At 67.9% G+C, this 17,982-nt stretch carries 17 protein-coding genes; 8 read left to right on the forward strand and 9 right to left on the reverse strand.

Going from position 1 to position 17,982, the window contains the following annotated elements:
- Positions 1–933: electron transfer flavoprotein-ubiquinone oxidoreductase (locus tag DID98_RS29340; protein ID WP_148093544.1), on the forward strand; the 933-nt coding region annotated here is incomplete at its 5' end.
- Between the two features lie 117 nt (positions 934–1,050).
- On the opposite strand, the gene DID98_RS29345 is transcribed toward DID98_RS29340, so the two are convergent.
- The 3 genes from DID98_RS29345 to rbsK form a co-directional block, all read right to left on the reverse strand.
- A complete protein-coding gene (locus tag DID98_RS29345; RefSeq protein WP_124571853.1) occupies positions 1,051–1,998 on the reverse strand; it encodes a dihydrodipicolinate synthase family protein in 948 nt (315 codons plus the stop codon).
- Positions 1,999–2,043: 45 nt separating this feature from the next.
- Positions 2,044–3,363 (reverse strand): MFS transporter, encoded by a 1,320-nt coding sequence (locus tag DID98_RS29350; protein WP_124571854.1) that lies wholly within the window; start codon positions 3,361–3,363, stop codon positions 2,044–2,046.
- Between the two features lie 61 nt (positions 3,364–3,424).
- The gene (rbsK, locus tag DID98_RS29355) at positions 3,425–4,354 is read right to left on the reverse strand and encodes a ribokinase (protein ID WP_124571855.1); all 930 of its coding nucleotides are present in this window, start codon (positions 4,352–4,354) and stop codon (positions 3,425–3,427) included.
- 238 nt (positions 4,355–4,592) lie between these two features.
- Between rbsK and DID98_RS29360 the strand changes: the two genes are divergently transcribed.
- Positions 4,593–5,663 (forward strand): LacI family DNA-binding transcriptional regulator, encoded by a 1,071-nt coding sequence (locus tag DID98_RS29360; RefSeq protein WP_124571856.1) that lies wholly within the window; start codon positions 4,593–4,595, stop codon positions 5,661–5,663.
- Positions 5,664–5,741: 78 nt separating this feature from the next.
- Here DID98_RS29360 and aroC read toward each other — a convergent pair whose 3' ends face one another.
- The 3 genes from aroC to DID98_RS29375 all read right to left on the reverse strand — a co-directional run bounded on the left by aroC (position 5,742) and on the right by DID98_RS29375 (position 9,634).
- A complete protein-coding gene (gene aroC, locus DID98_RS29365; RefSeq protein WP_124523060.1) occupies positions 5,742–6,842 on the reverse strand; it encodes a chorismate synthase in 1,101 nt (366 codons plus the stop codon).
- A 262-nt stretch (positions 6,843–7,104) separates the two neighbouring features.
- On the reverse strand, positions 7,105–9,039 hold the full coding sequence (locus tag DID98_RS29370; RefSeq protein WP_124571857.1) for an MFS transporter: 1,935 nt from the start codon (positions 9,037–9,039) through the stop codon (positions 7,105–7,107).
- A gap of 139 nt (positions 9,040–9,178) precedes the next feature.
- Positions 9,179–9,634: a CBS domain-containing protein gene (locus tag DID98_RS29375; protein WP_044846066.1), complete on the reverse strand. Its 456-nt coding sequence runs from the start codon at positions 9,632–9,634 to the stop codon at positions 9,179–9,181.
- Positions 9,635–9,792: 158 nt separating this feature from the next.
- Between DID98_RS29375 and DID98_RS29380 the strand changes: the two genes are divergently transcribed.
- Positions 9,793–10,110 carry an Mpo1-like protein gene (locus tag DID98_RS29380; RefSeq protein ID WP_044846067.1) on the forward strand — a complete coding sequence of 106 codons (318 nt, stop codon included), beginning with the start codon at positions 9,793–9,795 and terminating at the stop codon, positions 10,108–10,110.
- Positions 10,111–10,128: 18 nt separating this feature from the next.
- Here the strand turns inward: DID98_RS29380 and DID98_RS29385 are convergent, their stop codons facing one another.
- Positions 10,129–11,457 carry a YihY family inner membrane protein gene (locus tag DID98_RS29385; protein ID WP_124523056.1) on the reverse strand — a complete coding sequence of 443 codons (1,329 nt, stop codon included), beginning with the start codon at positions 11,455–11,457 and terminating at the stop codon, positions 10,129–10,131.
- A 148-nt stretch (positions 11,458–11,605) separates the two neighbouring features.
- Between DID98_RS29385 and wrbA the strand changes: the two genes are divergently transcribed.
- Genes wrbA through DID98_RS29405 form a run of 4 tightly spaced genes read left to right on the forward strand, consistent with a single transcriptional unit; the run spans position 11,606 to position 14,917 of the window.
- Positions 11,606–12,226 (forward strand): NAD(P)H:quinone oxidoreductase, encoded by a 621-nt coding sequence (gene wrbA / locus DID98_RS29390; protein WP_044846069.1) that lies wholly within the window; start codon positions 11,606–11,608, stop codon positions 12,224–12,226.
- Positions 12,223–12,624: a DUF2069 domain-containing protein gene (locus DID98_RS29395; RefSeq protein ID WP_044846070.1), complete on the forward strand. Its 402-nt coding sequence runs from the start codon at positions 12,223–12,225 to the stop codon at positions 12,622–12,624. The genes wrbA and DID98_RS29395 overlap by 4 nt, the downstream gene beginning before the upstream one ends.
- Before the next feature lie 19 nt (positions 12,625–12,643).
- On the forward strand, positions 12,644–14,065 hold the full coding sequence (locus tag DID98_RS29400) for an FAD-binding oxidoreductase (RefSeq protein WP_124571858.1): 1,422 nt from the start codon (positions 12,644–12,646) through the stop codon (positions 14,063–14,065).
- A gap of 24 nt (positions 14,066–14,089) precedes the next feature.
- The gene (locus tag DID98_RS29405) at positions 14,090–14,917 is read left to right on the forward strand and encodes a metallophosphoesterase (RefSeq protein WP_124488969.1); all 828 of its coding nucleotides are present in this window, start codon (positions 14,090–14,092) and stop codon (positions 14,915–14,917) included.
- Between the two features lie 55 nt (positions 14,918–14,972).
- Here DID98_RS29405 and DID98_RS35960 read toward each other — a convergent pair whose 3' ends face one another.
- Both DID98_RS35960 and DID98_RS29410 read right to left on the reverse strand, forming a co-directional pair.
- On the reverse strand, positions 14,973–15,137 hold the full coding sequence (locus tag DID98_RS35960) for a hypothetical protein (RefSeq protein ID WP_185640899.1): 165 nt from the start codon (positions 15,135–15,137) through the stop codon (positions 14,973–14,975).
- A gap of 125 nt (positions 15,138–15,262) precedes the next feature.
- Positions 15,263–16,204 (reverse strand): LysR family transcriptional regulator, encoded by a 942-nt coding sequence (locus DID98_RS29410; RefSeq protein WP_044846073.1) that lies wholly within the window; start codon positions 16,202–16,204, stop codon positions 15,263–15,265.
- Between the two features lie 157 nt (positions 16,205–16,361).
- Here DID98_RS29410 and DID98_RS29420 point away from each other — a divergent pair, with 157 nt between their 5' ends.
- Positions 16,362–17,975: an efflux transporter outer membrane subunit gene (locus DID98_RS29420; protein ID WP_124571859.1), complete on the forward strand. Its 1,614-nt coding sequence runs from the start codon at positions 16,362–16,364 to the stop codon at positions 17,973–17,975.
- The last annotated feature ends 7 nt before the right edge of the window (positions 17,976–17,982 follow it).

Below are 17,982 nucleotides of genomic sequence, written 5' to 3' on the forward strand. Positions count from 1 at the left end.
CCGCTGAAGTCGGACACCTACGGCGGCTCGTTCCTGTATCACATGGACAACAACCAGGTCGTGGTCGGCTTCGTGGTCGGCCTCGGCTACACGAACCCGTACCTGTCACCGTTCGAGGAATTCCAGCGCTACAAGACGCACCCGTCGATCCGCGCGTTCCTCGAAGGCGGCAAGCGCGTGTCGTACGGCGCGCGCGCGATCACGGCGGGCGGCCTGCTGTCGCTGCCGAAGACGGTATTCCCGGGCGGCGCGTTGATCGGCGACGACGCGGGCTTCCTGAACGCATCGCGGATCAAGGGCAGCCACGCGGCGATCAAGACCGGCATGCTGGCGGCGGACGCCGCGTTCGACGCGTTGCAGGCCGGTCGCCAGAGCGATGAGCTCAACGCGTATCCGGACGCGTTCAAGCAATCGTGGCTGTACACGGAGCTGTACCGCGCGCGCAACTTCAAGCAGTGGATGGCGAAGGGTCTCTACCTCGGCACGCTGATGGTCGGGCTCGAGCAGAAGTTGATGGGCGGCAACGTGCCGTGGACGCTGCACCACAAGCATGCGGATCACGAGATGCTGAAGCCGGCATCGCAGTGCACGCCGATCGAGTATCCGAAGCCGGACGGCAAGCTGACGTTCGACCGATTGTCGTCGGTGTTCATCTCGAACACGAACCACGAGGAGAACCAGCCGGCGCACCTGACGCTGAAGGACGCGAACGTGCCGGTGAACGTGAACCTGCGGACCTACGCGGGACCGGAGGCGCGCTTCTGCCCGGCGGCCGTGTACGAGTTCGTGAAGAACGACGACGGCAGCGACCGCCTCGTGATCAACGCGCAGAACTGCGTGCACTGCAAGACCTGCGACATCAAGGACCCGACGCAGAACATCGTGTGGGTCACGCCAGAAGGCGGCGGCGGGCCGAATTACCCGAACATGTAACTGCCGAAGAACGCCGCCTCGCGCGGCGTTTTTTTCGTCGGTTCGACGTTCGACATTCGACGCCGCCCGGCTCTCCATCGGGCGCGCGACTCATGCACCGCGCCCGTATCGGCTGCGCTAACGCGCCGCGATCCGCCGACGGAAATGCTCGGTACCGGACACGATCTTGTCGAGCACCGCGTCGAGCGCCCAGAAGCGCTCGCGCACGTCGTAGTCGATCGCACGGCAACGAATCGATCCGAACGTGCCGATCCGTTGGTGATAGATCTTCGCAAGCGCCGGGTAGCCCAGCGCTTCCGACACCGCCGAGAGCACCAGGAACGTCGACAACTCGTCGGCCAGCGCCGGATCCGAGCCGCCCTGCGTGCGCAACCATCGGTACAGGTCGGGATGGAAGTTGGTGAACACGCCGTTGAAACCGGCCGAACCCGCCTTCATCGCATCCCATGCGATCGCGGCGTTCGCATTGAGGATCTTCAGCGGCGACCCCGCGGCGAGTGCGACGCGTCGCTTCACCGTCTCCAGATCGCAGCTCACGTCCTTCAACATCACGAAGCGGCCGGTGTCGATGCACGCACGCAGTTCGTCATCGGACAGCAGTCGCCGATAAGGCGCCGGACATTCGTACAAACCGAGCGGCAGATCCGACGGCAACCGGGCGAGCAGCTTGTGAAGATGGTCGAGAAGCGCGGCGCTGCCCTTGCGCTGCGGATCGAGGCGGTTGGTCACGAGCACGACGCCCTGCGCACCCGATTCCGCCGCGACACGCAGCTCGGCGACCTGCGCATCCAGATCGTCGCTGATGTGCCCGGACGCGACGACGGGCACGCGCCCGGCCACCCGCTCGACCACGAAACGCGCGAGTTCCGCACGCTCGGCAAGACTCAGGAATTGCATCTCGCTCGACTGCGCGACCGCGAACAGCGCATCCGAGCCGTGCGCCAGATACCATTCGACGAGTCGCTCGAGGCCCGCGTAGTCGATCGCGCCGGCGTCGTCGAACGGCGTCAGCATCACCGGTACGATCCCCTCGATGGTTGCGCTCGATTGCCGATGTGGTTGCATCTGTTTCTCCTTCCTTCAGTGAATACGGGGGTGTAGCCGACGGACTCAGGCCGGCAGCGGTCCGGGCGCGGCGCTCGCGGACTGCTCGGGAATCGGTTTGCGCACCAGCAGCAGGTAAGCCATCGCGCCGGCGAATGCGATTGCCGCCGCCGTCAGCAGCGCGGGCACGAACGACCACCTCTGCGCGATGACCCCCGTCAGGATCGGCGCGAGCGCACCGCCGATGAAACCGCCGAAATTCTGGATCGCGCCGAGCGATGCGACACGGCTCGGCGGGGCGGCCGCCGTCGCGAGCGCCCACGAGCATGCCGACGCCGCATTGGCGAGAAAGATCACGACCGAGATGCATGCGAGCGCGACCGTGTTGCTCTGCACGAGCGCGGCCGGAATCGTGAACGCGACCATCCCGAGCATCGCGACGACCACCGCGTTGCGCCGGCTCACGACCGGCGAGCGGCTGCGGCGCGTCACCAGATCCGAGAGCCAGCCGGCAACGAGCGAACCGACGAACCCGCACAGGAACGGCACGGATGCCGCAAACCCGGTGCGCACGAGGCTCATGTGACGCTCCATCGTCAGGTACCCCGGCAGCCAGGTCAGGTAGACCCAGTTCAGGTACACGGAACCGAAGAATCCGAGCAGCATGCCCCAGGTCGTGCCGTGCGAAAACAGGCTGCGCCAGTCGGCGAAGGTCAGTTTCGGCATCGCGACGGCCGTCTGCGCATCGGTATCGAGATACGCGCGTTCCGCCGCGGTCAATTGCGCGCGCGCCGGATCGCGGTACAACGCAAACCAGACGACGGCGACGACGAGGCCGAGCGCACCCGTCACGACGAATGCCCAGCGCCAGTTGAACGATGCGACGAGCACCGCGAGCAGCAATGGCGCGAGTGCGGTGCCGAGCGGCGACGCCGCGTTGAAGATCCCGGTCGGCGTACCGCGCGCACGCAACGGAAACCAGTTGCTCACCACCCGCGCCGCCGACGGGAACTGCGGCGCCTCGCCGATGCCCAGCACGATGCGCGCGACGATGAACCAGCCGAAGGTGGATACGATGCCGCCCGATGCCTGCGCGAGCGACCAGACGATCAGCCCGATGCCGAGCAGCCGGCGCGGCCCGATGCGATCGACGAGTCCGCCGACCGGGAACTGGCACAGCGCGTAGCTCCACGAGAACGCCGACAGCAGCAAGCCCATCTGCGAGAGCGACAGCCCGAGATCGCCCCGGATTGCCGAACTCGCGACGGCCAGCGTGCCGCGGTCGAGATAGTTGACGATCCCGCTCGCCATCAGCAGCGCGAGCGCAATACGTTGTCCGCGCCGGATACGTGGCGGCGCCGCCGGAACAGCATGATTCTCGTTCATTGCGTTTGTCTCCATGTCCTGAATGGTTTCCGGGCCTCGGTCTGTTCCGTCTTCGCGGAATCTATGCGGCCCCACGCTCCACTTCCTCGCGTGTCGGAATCGACGTCTGCGCGCCGTGGCGCGTGACGCTGATCGCGGCCGCACGCTGTCCGAACGCGATCGCGTCGTCCATCGACGCGCCACTCGCCCGGGCGGCCGCGAAGCCGCCGACGAAGGTATCGCCGGCCGCGGTCGTATCGACGGCGACCACCGCCATCGCCCGATGGCGGCCGCTCCCTGCACTTCCGCGCCAGCAGACGCCGCGCGCGCCCAGCGTGACCAGCACATTGCCGACACCCTTCGCGCGCAGCGCTTCGGCGGCCCGCACCGCGGAGGCGTCGTCGCCGACGGCAATGCCGGTCAGCGACTCCGCTTCCGTTTCGTTGACGACGAGATAGTCGATGCGGGCCAGCAATGCGTCGAACAGCGGCCGGGCCGGCGCCGGATTGAGCAGCACCGGCGTGCGATGCGCGATTGCACTGCCGATGGCGCGCGCGACGGTCTCGATCGGCACCTCGAGCTGGCACACCATCAGCGCCGCGCCGGCGATCGCGTCGCGCGCCCGGTCGATCAATTCGGCATCGAGGCGCGCGTTTGCACCGGGCACGACGACGATGCTGTTCGCGCCGTGCGCATCGACCGTGATCGTCGCGACCCCGGTTGCCTCGCCGTCGATCCGGTGCAGATGCGTCACGTCGATGCGCTCCGCCGCCAGTGCGTCGTGCAGACGTGCGCCGAACGCGTCGTTGCCGACGCAGCCGATCATCGCGACCGACGCACCGAGGCGCGCGGCGGCCACCGCCTGGTTCGCCCCCTTGCCGCCGTGAACGGTCTGGAACGTGGTGCCGAGCAGCGTTTCGCCCGGCACGGGCAGCCGCGGCGCATGCGTGACGAGGTCGACGTTGACGCTGCCGACGACAGCGATTCGGGGTGGTCTGGTGTGGATCATCATCGAATGTAACCGCTTACATTTTCGACGGACAAAATGGCCTGATCGGCCTTCGTCGACGAAAACTTCACGATGCGGTTGAAATCTGTGTCTGACATAATACGGAGTAGCATCAAGATAGCGCTTACATTCTCACAGGCGAGACCGGGATTGCAAGCGGGACCACGATGAATCGAGGGTAAACGATGGCGTTTTTGACCACGCGCGGAGCCTGCAGGGCAGCCGCGCCCGGGGATAACCGATGAGTACGCCTTCATCCGGCGGTGGCGCGGCTCGCGCGCGCCGCGGCAGCGGCCGGTCGGTGCTCGGCGACGTCGCGAAACTCGCCGGCGTGTCGACCGCGACCGTTTCGCGCGTCTACAACGATCCCGGCAAGGTCTCGGCCGACGTGCAGCAGCGCGTGCGCGACGCGGCACGTGCGCTGAACTGGATTCCCAACGCAGCCGGCCGCGCACTCGCCTCCACGCGCACCCACATCACCGGGGCGATCATTCCGACGCTCGACGACCAGGTGTTCGCGTCGCAGGTAGCGGGCATGCAGGCGGTCATGGCCGAGCATGGCATCACCCTGTTCCTGGGCTGCTCGAATTACGATCCGGCGCAAGCGCTCGCGCAGGTGCGCGCGATGCTGTCGCGCGGCGTCGAAGCGGTGTCGCTGGTCGGCGAAGCCTATCCGCCGGAAGTATTCGAACTGCTCGACCTGCATCGGGTGCCGTATGTCGTCACCTATGCTTACCGCGACGACAGCCCGCACTGCTGCATCGGCTTCGACAACCGCGCGGCATTCGCGCGACTGACCACGCACCTGCTCGAGCTCGGGCATCGCGATTTCGCGATCATCATGCAGCCTTCGGCCGACAACGACCGCGTGCAGGCCCGCCTGCGCGGCATTCACGAGACGCTCGCCGCGCGCGGGCTCGCGGTCAGGCCGATCCACCAGCACGAGGGCGCGGCCACGATCGCGTTCGGGCGGGCGAGCCTGCGCGCGATTGCCGACAGCGGCGCGACGCGCCCGACGGCCGTGATCTGCGGCAACGACGCACTCGCGCTCGGCGCCCTGCTCGAGGCGCAGGCACTGGGCATCGACGTGCCTTCGCAGCTGTCGATCACCGGGTTCGACGATGTCGCGCTGGCTCGCGAAATCCGGCCGGCGCTGACGACGATGTGGGTCGACACCGATGCGATCGGCCGCAAGGCCGCCCGCGCGTTGCTCGACGCACTCGAAAACGGCGCAGCCGGGCCCGGTTGCGCGGTACTGCCGGAGCTGCGGGTACGCGAATCGGCCGCGCCGCCGGATGCGGCGGCCCAATGAAAACGGGGCGCCGCAGGCGCCCCGTTTCGCATCGAATCGGCTAAATCGGTCGAACCGGCGAGTGCCGGCTCCGTTGCATCAGGTCGCGCTGCCCGCGATCTTGGGCGTCGGCGTCTCGACGTCGCCGCACTGCGCGCGATGGCGCAGCGCGTGGTCGATCAGCACTAGCGCGAGCATCGACTCGGCGATCGGCGTCGCGCGAATGCCGACGCACGGGTCGTGGCGGCCGAAGGTTTCGACGGTCGCTTCTTCACCGGACTTCGTGATCGAACGGCGCGGCGTGCGGATGCTCGAGGTCGGCTTGATCGCGATCGACACGGTGATGTCCTGCCCCGTCGAAATCCCGCCGAGCACGCCGCCTGCATGGTTGCCGACGAAACCGGCCGGCGTCAGTTCGTCGCCGTGCACCGAGCCGCGCTGCGCGACGCTGTCGAAGCCCGCGCCGATCTCGACGCCCTTCACCGCGTTGATGCTCATCATCGCCTTCGCGATGTCCGCGTCGAGCCGGTCGAATACCGGTTCACCCCAGCCGACCGGCACGCCCGACGCGACGACGTCGATGCGCGCACCGATCGAATCGCCGTCCTTGCGCAGCGCGTCCATGTAGGCTTCCAGCTCCGGAACGATCGCCGCGTTCGGCGAGAAGAACGGGTTCTCGCGGACGTGCGACCAGTCGACGAACGGCACGTCGATCTCGCCGAGACCGCTCATGTAGCCGCGCACTTCGACGCCGAAGCGCTCGCGCAGCCACTTCTTCGCGACCGCGCCCGCGCCGACGAGCGGCGCGGTCAGGCGCGCGGACGAGCGGCCACCGCCACGGTAGTCGCGGATGCCGTATTTCTGCCAGTAGGTGTAGTCGGCGTGGCCGGGGCGGAACGTCTCGACGATGTTGCCGTAATCCTTGCTGCGCTGGTCGGTGTTGCGGATCAGCAGCGCGATCGGCGTGCCGGTCGTCACGCCTTCGAACACGCCGGACAGGATCTCGACCTCGTCGGCTTCCTGGCGCTGCGTCACGTGCCGCGACGTGCCGGGCTTGCGGCGATCGAGCTCGACCTGGATGTCGGCTTCGGTCAGCCCCATTCCCGGCGGGCAGCCGTCGATCACGCAGCCGATCGCGGGACCGTGCGATTCGCCGAAGGTCGTGACAGTGAAAAGCGTGCCGAGGGTATTGCCGGACATGATGGAACCGCCCAAAGAGAAATGGACAAACCGATGCGCTGCCGGGGCCGCTGGCAGGCCGATCGTTTGCCGGTCGAGAAAAGAGGTAAACCGCTATTATGCCAGCCGTCCCGAACCCGCGGGCCGCGTGAACCGTTCAGACCATACTGGCCGGCCACGCAGACGGCCCGGCGCGAGAATCGTCGACCTGCGCCGTTCCGGTCGAACCGGCCGGTTTGCAGCCGCCCGCTGCCCGATACGAAGCCGCCGGGGCCCGCCCTGCCTACTTCCGCGCGCCGCGCAGCTCGGTCACCGCCGCCTGCAACGCCTCGGGCGTCGCGACCGAGGCCGCGATCGGCTCGCCGACCGCGAGCGTCAGCCGGCTCATCACGCCGCGCTTGATAGGCCGCGGCATGCGCGCATCGGCATGACGGGAGAAATAGCTGCCCCACAGCCCGCGCAGCGCCATCGGGATCACGGGCGCCGGCGTGCGGCCCAGGATCTCGGTGATGCCGTGGTGGAAGGTGTTGATGTCACCCGTCTTGGTCAGCTTGCCCTCGGGGAAGATGCACACGAGTTCGCCGTCCTTCAGCGCGGCCTCGCATGCGTCGTACGCGCGCGCGAGCATGTCGGGATCCTCGTGGCGCGGCGCGATCGGAATCGCCTTCGCATGCCGGAACACCCAGCTCGCGAAGCGCGCCTTGAAGATCCGGTGATCCATCACGAACCGGACCGGCCGCGGGCTCGCAGCCGCCAGCACGAGCGCATCGACGTAGCTCACGTGGTTGCATACGAGCACGGCCGCGCCCTCTTCCGGGATCCGCTCTGCATGAACGAGACGAATCCGGTAGAAAGTGTGCACCAGCACCCATGCGACGAAACGCAGCAGGAACTCGGGGACGAGCAGGTAGATATACGTCGCGACCACGACGTTCAGCAGCGCGGTGACGAGGAACAGGCCGGGGATGTCGACACCGGCCTTGGTCAGCCCCATCGCCATCAGGGCCGACAGGATCATGAACAGCGCGTTCAGGATGTTGTTCGCGGCGATGATCCGCGCACGGTGGGTCGGCGCGCTGCGACTCTGGATCAGCGCATACAGCGGTACGCTGTAGAAGCCGCCGAACATCGCGAGCAGGAACAGGTCGGCCAGGATGCGCCAGTGGCGCGCGCCGCCCAGGAATTCCCCGACCGACAGCAGATGCCCGGGCGATGGCAGCGAGCGGCTCGCGAAATACAGCTCGATCGCGAACACGCTGATGCCGATCGAGCCGAGCGGCACGAGGCCGATCTCGACGCGCCGCTGCGACAGCCGCTCGCAGAGCAGCGAGCCGAGGCCGATCCCGACCGAGAACGTCGCAAGCAGGACCGTGACGACGTCGGGGCTCGCGGACAGCACGTCCTTCGCGAAGTTGAAGAACGACGTGAGGAACGTCGCGCCTACGAACCACAGCCACGAGATGCCGAGCAGGCTCAGGAACACGGTGCGGTTCTGCCGCGCGAGCCCGAGATTGCGCCACGTTTCGCTGAACGGATTCCAGTTGATCACGAGATCGGGCTGCGGCGCGGGCGTCGACGGCACGCGCTGCGCGACGAGCCGCCCCGCGAGCGCGATGACGACGACGCTCACCGCGAGCACGCGCTCGCCGCTGCCTTCGATGCCCGCGGCCGCGCCGCCGATGATCGTGCCGATCAGGATCGCGATGAACGTGCCCATCTCGACGAGGCCGTTGCCGCCGACCAGTTCGTGGTCGCCGAGATGCTGCGGCAGGTACGAATACTTGACGGGGCCGAACAGCGTCGAGTGCATCCCCATCATGAACGTGCACAGATACAGCAGCGTCGCGCTGTGCGTGACGAAACCGGCCGCGCCGACCAGCATCAGCACGATCTCGAAGGACTTCACGAAGCGCGTGAGCGTCGCCTTGTCGTATTTGTCGGCGATCTGGCCGGAGGTGGCCGAGAACAGCACGAACGGCAGGATGAAGATCGCGGAGATCAGGAACGCGGCCGTCTTCGGGTCGACGCCGGAAAAGCGCGCGGTGTGATAGGTGACGAGCGACGTGAAGCCGATCTTGAACACGTTGTCGTTCAGCGCGCCCAGGAACTGGGTCGTGAAGAACGGCGCGAAACGGCGCTGGCGCAACAGGTCGAACTGCGACGCGTGGGCGCGCCGATCGCCGCGCGACGCGGAAGAGACTTGCGTGTGATCGCTCATGCGGAATACGCGCGAATCGTCTGGGCGAAGCTGCGCGGACCTTGGGTTGTTGTCGAAAAAACGGCGGCGCAGGCTGAACCTGCGCCGCCGTACGCCGAATGGCAGCGCCCGCGCGTCATGGCACCGGGCGCGACGCGATTCACGGCTTCTGCGCTTCGGCTTCCGATTCCGGCCAGTCGCGAATGTACGCCTTCAGCATCCGGTTCTCGAAGCTCTGCGCCTCGACGACCGTCTTCGCGACGTCGTAGAACGAAATGACGCCCATCAGCACCTTCTTGTCGAGCACCGGCATGTAGCGCGCGTGGCGCTCGAGCATCATCCGGCGCACTTCGTTGACGTCGGTTTCCGGCGTGCACGTTAGCGGCTCGTCCATCACCTTGCGCACCTGCACGTCGCCGATCGCGCCGCCGTTCACGTGCAGGCGCAGGATGATCTCGCGGAACGTCAGCATCCCGACGAGATCACCGTACTCCATCACGACGAGCGAACCGATATCGTGTTCGGCCATCGTATCGACCGCTTCGCGCAGCGGCTTATCGGGCGTCACCGTAAACAGCGTGTTGCCCTTCACTTTCAGAATATCGCTGACGCGCATCGTAGTCCCCTCATGCTTGAATGCAAAACCTTTTTCGATCCTATCGGAAAGCCTGTCAAAAGGAAAGCTCAGCCCCGCGCGGCGCGGCGGCCGCCGCTTGCGGACCCGGGCCGGCCGCCGCAAAATGACTCCATGGACGGCGGCCCGAGGAGACGGCCATGGCACATACGCATACGGAGCAATTCGCCAGCTTCGCCGATTTCTACCCGTACTACCTGAACGAACACCAGAACCTGACGTCGCGCCGGCTGCACTTCATCGGCTCGCTCGGCGTGATCGGCTGCGTCGCGATGGCGATCGCGACGGGCCACTGGCCGTGGCTGCCGGCGGCGGTCGTGTGCGGCTACGGATTCGCGTGGGTCGGACACTTCTTCTTCGAGAAGAACCGCCCCGCCACGTTCCGGCACCCGATCTACAGCCTGATGGGCGACTGGGTGATGTTCAAGGACATCTGCACCGGCAAGATTCCGCTGTAAGGCCCGCCCGGCACCGCGTCACGCCGTTTTCGGCGGCCGCGCGTGCGGGTCGGGCGCCCCGCCGGGCACCGGCCCGGGCACGGTCGCGGCCGGCGCACCCGCAAGCCGGTGCGCGGCGATCAGCGACGCAAGCGATACTTCGAACCGGTCGTTCGACAGCACCTCGAGCAATGCCGCGCCTTCGACGTGGCTGCTGCGTCGCTGCAGCTGGTACGTCAGTTCGGTGCGGTCGATCACAAGGACGTCGAACAGCTGCGCCAGCGTCAGCTGCTCCGGATTCGCCAGCAGGATGTAGCACGGCGCGCGATCGCCGCTGTCCAGCCGCGCGATCCACTCCCGCTCCTCCATCGTCGACAGCAGCCGCTGCGCGGTTTCCATGTCGCAGCGCAACATGGCCGCAAGCCGCATCGCCGTATAGCCCGCCTTGCCGACCGCGCGCGCCTCGGCCAGCCGCGCGAGCAATTCGAGCGCGTCGAGCAGGTCGCTGCCCGCATAGTGGATGCGATGGAACTGGCCGACGCGGATCGCCGGCAGCGCGGACGCCACCATCGCGCCGAGCAGCGCGATGAACCAGCTCAGATACACCCACAACAGGAACACCGGCAGCGCCGCGAACGCGCCGTAGACGGCCGTATAGGTCGGAATGCGCCGCACGTAATAGCCGAAGCCGCGCTTCGCGAGCTCGAACGCGATGGCCGCGAACAGCCCGCCGATCACCGCGTCGCGCCATGCGACCGTGCAGTTCGGCAGATACACGTACAGCAGCGTGAACGCGAGCACGGTCAGCGGCAGCGACACGAACGCGAGCAGCCATTCGACGATCGACGTCGACGGCGCGGCGCCGGTGAACGCCAGCGATTGCGTAAACAGGTACGACGAGATCGACAGGCTCACGCCGAACAGCAAGGGCCCGAGCGTGATCAGCGCCCAGTACGCGAGCACGCGCTGCGCGAACGGCCGCGGCTTGCGCACCCGCCAGATCAGGTTGAACGCGGACTCGATCGTCATCATCGTCATCACGGACGTGACGACGAGCACGATCAGGCCGGCCGTCGTCAGCCCCTTGGCCTTCGACGCGAACTGGTTCAGGTACTTGAAGATCTGGACGTTGAACTGCGCGGGCATCAGGTGATCCGCGAGGAACCCCTGCAGCGAGATCTGGAACGACGCGAACATCGGGAACGCGGTAAACAGCGCAAACGCGACCGTCACGAGCGGCACGAGTGCCAGCATCGTCGTGAACGTGAGGCTGCCCGCCACTTGCGGGATGCGATCCTCGGCGCTGCGCCGGGCCGCGAACTGCGCGAGGCGCTTGAGGGTGTCGAGATCGACGCTCAACTTCGGCAAACGGCTTCTCCTTCTCTGCTGACGCCGCGCGCCCGACGGCGCGCCGCCGCCGCGCTGCGCGACGACTTCAGCCCCTATAATAGCCGCTCGATCCAGCAGGGGCCGACTGCACCGGGCATCCGCGCGGCCGCATGCGGCCCCGTCGCCCATGAAAGACATCCTCGTCCTCTATTACAGCCGCCACGGCGCCACGCGTGATCTCGCACTCGCAATCGCGAACGGCATCGACAGCGTGCCCGGCATGCAGGCCCGCATCCGTACCGTGCCGCCCGTCTCGACGGTCTGCGAAGCCACCGCCTCCGATATCCCCGACGACGGCCCGCCGTATGCGGAGTTGCGCGATCTCGAGGAGTGCGCGGGCCTCGCGCTCGGCTCGCCGACCCGCTTCGGCAACATGGCCGCCTCGCTCAAGTATTTCCTCGACGGCACGACGCCGCAATGGCTGTCGGGCGCGCTGACCGGCAAGCCGGCCTGCGTGTTCACGTCCACCGGCAGCCTGCACGGCGGCCAGGAGTCGACGCTGCTGTCGATGATGCTGCCGCTGCTGCATCACGGGATGATGATCGTCGGCATCCCGTACACGGAATCCGCGCTCAGCACGACGCGCACCGGCGGCACGCCGTACGGCGCGTCGCACGTGTCGCAGCACGATCGCAGCGGGCCCGCGGGGCTGTCGGCGGACGAAAAGGCGCTCGCGGCCGCGCTTGGCGTGCGGCTCGCGCGTGCGGCGGCGGCCCTCGCCGACGCCCGGGCCGCCGAGGCCGCATGAACGCGCCTGCCCGTCCCGCCCGTCCCCCCGTCGCCGCCCGGCCGCGCTACGCGCTGGCCGCGGCCGCGTGCCTCGTCGCGCTGATCGCGCTGTCGCTCGCGTGGGAACTGTGGCTCGCGCCGCTGCGCCCGGGGGGCTCGGCGCTGATGCTCAAGGCCGTGCCGCTCGCGCTCGCGCTGCCCGGCGTCTGGCGGCGTAACATTTATACGATGCAGTGGGCGAGCATGCTGATCCTCGTCTATTTCGCCGAAGGCATCGTGCGCGGCATGTCCGACCGCGGATTGTCCGCGACGCTCGGCTGGTGCGAGACCGCGCTCGCCGTCGGCTTCTTCGTGGCCGCGCTGGCCTACGTCGCGCCGTTCAAGCGCGCGGCGAAGCAGCAGCGCGCCGCGTCCTGACCCTTACGCGACCGAACGTATGAATCCTTCCGAAGCCTTCGTATCCGCCTGCCGAGACGCGATCGGCGCCACCTACGTGCTGACCGAGCCGCACGACACCGAACCGTTCCTGACCGACTGGCGCCGCCGCTACAAGGGCAGCGCGTGCGCGGTGCTGAAACCGGCCGATACGGCGGAAGTCGCCGCGCTCGTCCGGCTCGCCAACGCGCACGGCGTCGCGCTCGTGCCGCAGGGCGGCAACACGGGGCTCGCCGGCGGCGCGACGCCCGACGCGAGCGGCAGCCAGGCCGTGCTGAGCCTCGCGCGCCTGAACCGCGTGCGGGCCCTCGATCCGCACAACAACACGATCACGGTCGACGCCGGCGTGATCCTCGCCGACGTGCAGGCGCGCGCCCGCGAAGGCGGCCGGCTGTTCGCGCTGAGCCTCGCCGCCGAAGGCAGCTGCACGATCGGCGGCAACCTGTCGACCAACGCCGGCGGCACCGCGGTGCTGCGCTACGGCAACGCACGCGAGCTGTGCCTCGGGCTCGAGGTCGTGACGCCGCAGGGCGAGATCTGGGACGGCCTGCGCGGGCTGCGCAAGGACAACACCGGCTACGACTTGCGCGACCTGTTCATCGGCGCCGAAGGCACGCTCGGGATCATCACGGCCGCCGTGCTGAAGCTGCATCCGCTGCCGGCCGCGCAGGTCACGGCGCTGGCCGCGCTCGAGTCGCCGCACGCGGCGCTCGACTTCCTCGCGCTCGCGCAACGCGCGGCCGGCCCGCTGCTGACCGGCTTCGAGCTGATGTCCGACTTCTGCATGCAGCTGGTCGGCAAGCACTATCCGCAACTGCGCTATCCGTTCGACCGCACGCATGCGCAGACGGTGCTGCTCGAACTGTCGGACAACGAAAGCGAAACGCATGCGCGCGCGCTGTTCGAAAAACTGATGGAAGAGGCGTTCGAGTCCGGGCTCGTGGTCGACGCCGTCGTCGCGGAAAATCTCGCGCAATCGCGCGCGTTCTGGGACCTGCGCGAACACATCCCGCTCGCGCAGGCCGACGAGGGTCTCAACATCAAGCACGACATCGCGGTGCCGATCTCGTCGATCGCGCGCTTCATCGACGAAACCGACGCAGCGATCCAGCAGGCCGCGCCGGGCGCGCGGATGGTCACGTTCGGCCATCTCGGCGACGGCAACCTGCACTACAACGTGCAGACGCCCGAAGGCGGCGACCCGAAGGCGTTCCTCGCGACATTCCAGAAGCCGATCAACCGCATCGTCTACGACAACGTGCACCGTCACCACGGCACGATCAGCGCGGAGCACGGGATCGGCCAGCTGAAGATCGACGACGCGCAGCGCTACAAGTCGCCGGTCGAAACGGCGCTCATGCGCACGCTGAAGACCGCGCTCGACCCGCGCGGGCTGATGAATCCCGGCAAGGTCCTGCACTGAAGCCCCCGTCCCGGAGCGATGCCCATGAGAGTCCGCGTCCTGTCCGACCTGCATCTCGAATGCAACCAGCCCGACACGATCGCGCATGCCGACGCGGATCTCGTCGTGCTGGCCGGCGATATCCACAATCACGCGGAAGGCCTGCGCTGGGCCGCGGAGACGTTCGATCCCGACGTGCCGGTGATCTACGTGCCGGGTAATCACGAGTACTACGACGGGGAATTCGGCGCGCTCGAAACCGCGATGCGCGACGCCGCGCACACGATCGACCACGTGCATTACCTCAACAACGGCGTGTACGTCGATCCGGCGCAGCGCTTTCGCGTGCTCGGCACGACGTTGTGGGCCGATTTCTCGCTGTTCGGCGCCGACCAGGCGAGCGTCGCGCGCGCGATCGACGCGGCCATGCGCGTGATGCTCGATTTCAAGGGATTGATCCAGGTGACGTGGCCGCACGATGCGTCCGTGCATGCGGCGGCAGCCCCGGAGCGGGATTTCACGCCGGCCGACGCGATCGCGCTGCACCGGCAAGGCCGCGCGTGGCTGGAAGCACGGCTCGCGACACCGTTCGCGGGCCGCACGATCGTCGTCACGCATCATGCGCCGCACCTGCGCTCGCTGGCGGAGCGTTATGCGGAAGACCTGGCGTCGGCGGGATTCGTCACGGACATGGCGGAACTCGTGCGGCCGCCCGTGGACCTGTGGATCCACGGCCACACGCATACTTCATTCGATTACGTGACCGACAGCGGCACGCGCGTGGTGTGCAACCCGCGCGGCTATATCCGCCGGCGCACCGGCGAACTGGAGAATCCCGCGTTTGCGTGGGACAAGGTGGTCGAGCTCGGCTGAGCGCCAAGCCATCGGGCCGCGTGATGCGGCCTACCCGAGCTGAAAGCCCCCCCGATCAGCGATCGGCGCGGCGCGAGCCGTTCGACGACGGGCGCACCCGCACCCGCACCGGCACCGGCTTCATCCGCGCCTTCATCGCGCGCAGCAGATCGCGCGTCGCCGCGGCGGCAGCAGCCGCACCAAGCAAAACTCCAAGGCCGATCATCAGTTGCGTATCCATTGCGACTCCGGGTGTGGGCAGTTCCAAATCTCGATGATTGAAACAGTATCAAACTGTCCGCGGTCCGTTGGTAAAAAAATGTTGCGTGAAGGACAAATCTGGTCAGATTGCGCTCGACCGCGCGCTCATGTCGCAGCCGTGAACTGCGCGAGCGCGGCCTCGTCGGCTTCCAGCGTGGCCGGCAGCTCGTCGCGCAGGAAATCGACCCAGGTGCGGATTTTCGCGTCGAGGTACTGGCGCGACGGATACAACGCGTAGATGTTCATCACGTGCGACCGGTATTCGGGCATCACGCGCACGATGTGTCCGCTGCGCAGCCCGCCGATCGCCGAATAGAGCGGCAACCCGCCGATTCCCATCCCTTCCCGCACGGCCACCGCGAGCGCCTCGGCGACGTTCACGCGGAACGGCGGCGCCGTGACCGGAACCACCTCGTCGCCGCGCGGCCCCGACAGCGACCATTCGTCGAAGTGAAAGCCCGGCGCGACCATCCCGAGACAGACGTGCTGCTCGAGATCGGCCGGGGTCTGCGGCACGCCGTGCGCGTCGATATAGCCCGGCGACGCGCACACGACGCTGTAGCTCTCGCCGAGCCGCTGCGACACGAGCCCCGAATCCGGCAGGTCGCGGCCGACCACGATCGCGACGTCGTACCCCTCGTCGAGCAGGTCGGGCATCCGCTGCGCGAGCGTCAGCTCGACGTGCACGTCCGGATAGCGCTGCCGATAGCGCGCGATGGCCGGCACCAGGTAGTGCTGCCCGAGGCTCGTGAAGCAATGCACCTTCAGCTTGCCCGACGGCCGCGCGTGCGCGTCGCCCGCTTCGGCTTCGGCCTGGTCGACGTACGCGAGGATCTGCTCGCAGCGCTGCAGGTAGCGCTCGCCCGCTTCGGTCAGCGCGATCCGGCGTGTCGTCCGGTTCAGGAGGCGCGTGCGCAGGTGCGCCTCGAGATCCGACACGGCGCGCGACGCATAGGCGGTGGTCGAATTCATCTGCTGGGCGGCCGCGGTAAAGCTGCCCGCGTCGACCACGCGGACGAAGACCCGCATGTTTTGTAACGTATCCATCCCATTACCCGTATGAATCCGGAGGGATTGTTGCACAGGGGCCAACAAATATTATCTCAGGATTCGTAAAAATGACTTGCACCGTTGTCCATTTATTCAGGAATCACTGAAAAATATAATCGCATCCGACTCATCTATATCCGAAAGGGAGAAAATCGTGCGGTCTCCGGCAACAAAAGGGACGCTGGCACTGGCGGTTCTTGCAGTCTCATTAATAATGGCCGGATGCGCGAGCATGGGCGACAACAAGCCGCAGTCCGCCCGCATCGAAGCGAACACGCTCGACGCCGGCGCCGCGATCCGCGCGGCGGACCACGATGCAGGCTGGCCCGCGTCCGACTGGTGGCGCGCGTACCGCGATCCGCAGCTCGATGCGTGGATTGCCGCCGCGCAGGCCGGCAACCCGAGCCTGGCGGCCGCCGAGGCGCGCGTGCGCGAAGCGCAGGCGATGGCGCGCGTGGCGCGCTCGGCGGAACTGCCGCAGATCAACGGCAATCTGTCGCTGATGCGCCAGCACTGGCCGGACAACGTCTACTACGGCCCGGGGCCGCTCGCCGATACCGACACCTGGAACAACACCGGCACGCTCGGCCTGTCGTACCACCTCGACCTGTGGGGCAAGGACAAGAACGCGACCGAGCGCGCGCTCGACACCGCGCATGCGACCGCGGCCGACGCACGGGCGGCGAAGCTCGAGCTCGAGGTCAACGTCGTGCGCGCGTATGTCGGCATGTCGATGAACTACGCGCTGCTCGACCTTGCGCACGAAACGTTCGAACGCCAGCGCTCGCTGGCCGATCTCGCGCGCAAGCGCCTGCAGGCCGGCCTCGGCACGCAGCTCGAAGTCAGCCAGGCCGAATCGACGCTGCCCGACTACGAGCGCCAGATCGACAGCTACGAAGAAGCGATCCAGCTCGCGCGCCACCAGCTCGCCGCGCTCGCGGGCAAGGGCCCGGGCGCCGGCGACGCGATCAAGCGGCCGAGCCTGTCGCTCGATGCGCCGGCCGGCCTGCCGTCCGCGCTGCCGGCCGACCTGCTCGGGCGCCGCCCGGACGTCGTCGCGGCCCGCTGGACGGTCGACGCGCAGGCTCGCGGCATCGATGTCGCGAAAGCCGCGTTCTACCCGAATATCGACCTGCTCGCGACGGTCGGCGGCTTCGGCGTGACCGCGCCGTTCACCGACTTCCTGCGCGCGATGAATGGCGGCTGGACGGCCGGCCCAGCGCTGTCGCTGCCGATCTTCGAAGGCGGCCGGCTGCGCGCGCAACTCGGCGCGGCCGACGCCGGCTACGACCAGGCGGTCGAACGCTACAACCAGACGGTCGTCGGCGCGCTCAAGGACATCGCCGACCAGGTCGTGCGGATCCGCTCGCTCGACACGCAGAAGAAGGACGCCGCGCGCTCGGTGGCCGCCAACGACCACAGTTACCAGCTGTCGCGCGAAGGCTTCCGCCGCGGGCTGACCGATTACGTGAACGTGCTGGTCGCGCAACAGCAGCTGCTGCGCGCACAGGAAACGGCGGCCCGCATCGACGCGGAACGCCTCGCCGCACACGCGCAGTTGATGGCCGCGCTCGGCGGCGGCGTCGAGACGGAGACGCAGACGGATGCGGACGTGCGGGGCGGCCATCCGCCGCGCGACGCGTCCGCCGCGGGTGCCGCCGCGCCGGCAGCCGCATCGGGCGCGAAGCCCGCCGCGGCCGTCGCCCGCCCCGCGCAGGTCGCGACGGCCGGTTCGGCGGGTGCAGCCGCCACGCCGGCCGCACGGTAACGCGGAG

The sequence above is a fragment of the Burkholderia sp. Bp8984 genome, assembly GCF_003853755.1.
Classification (GTDB): Bacteria; Pseudomonadota; Gammaproteobacteria; order Burkholderiales; family Burkholderiaceae; genus Burkholderia.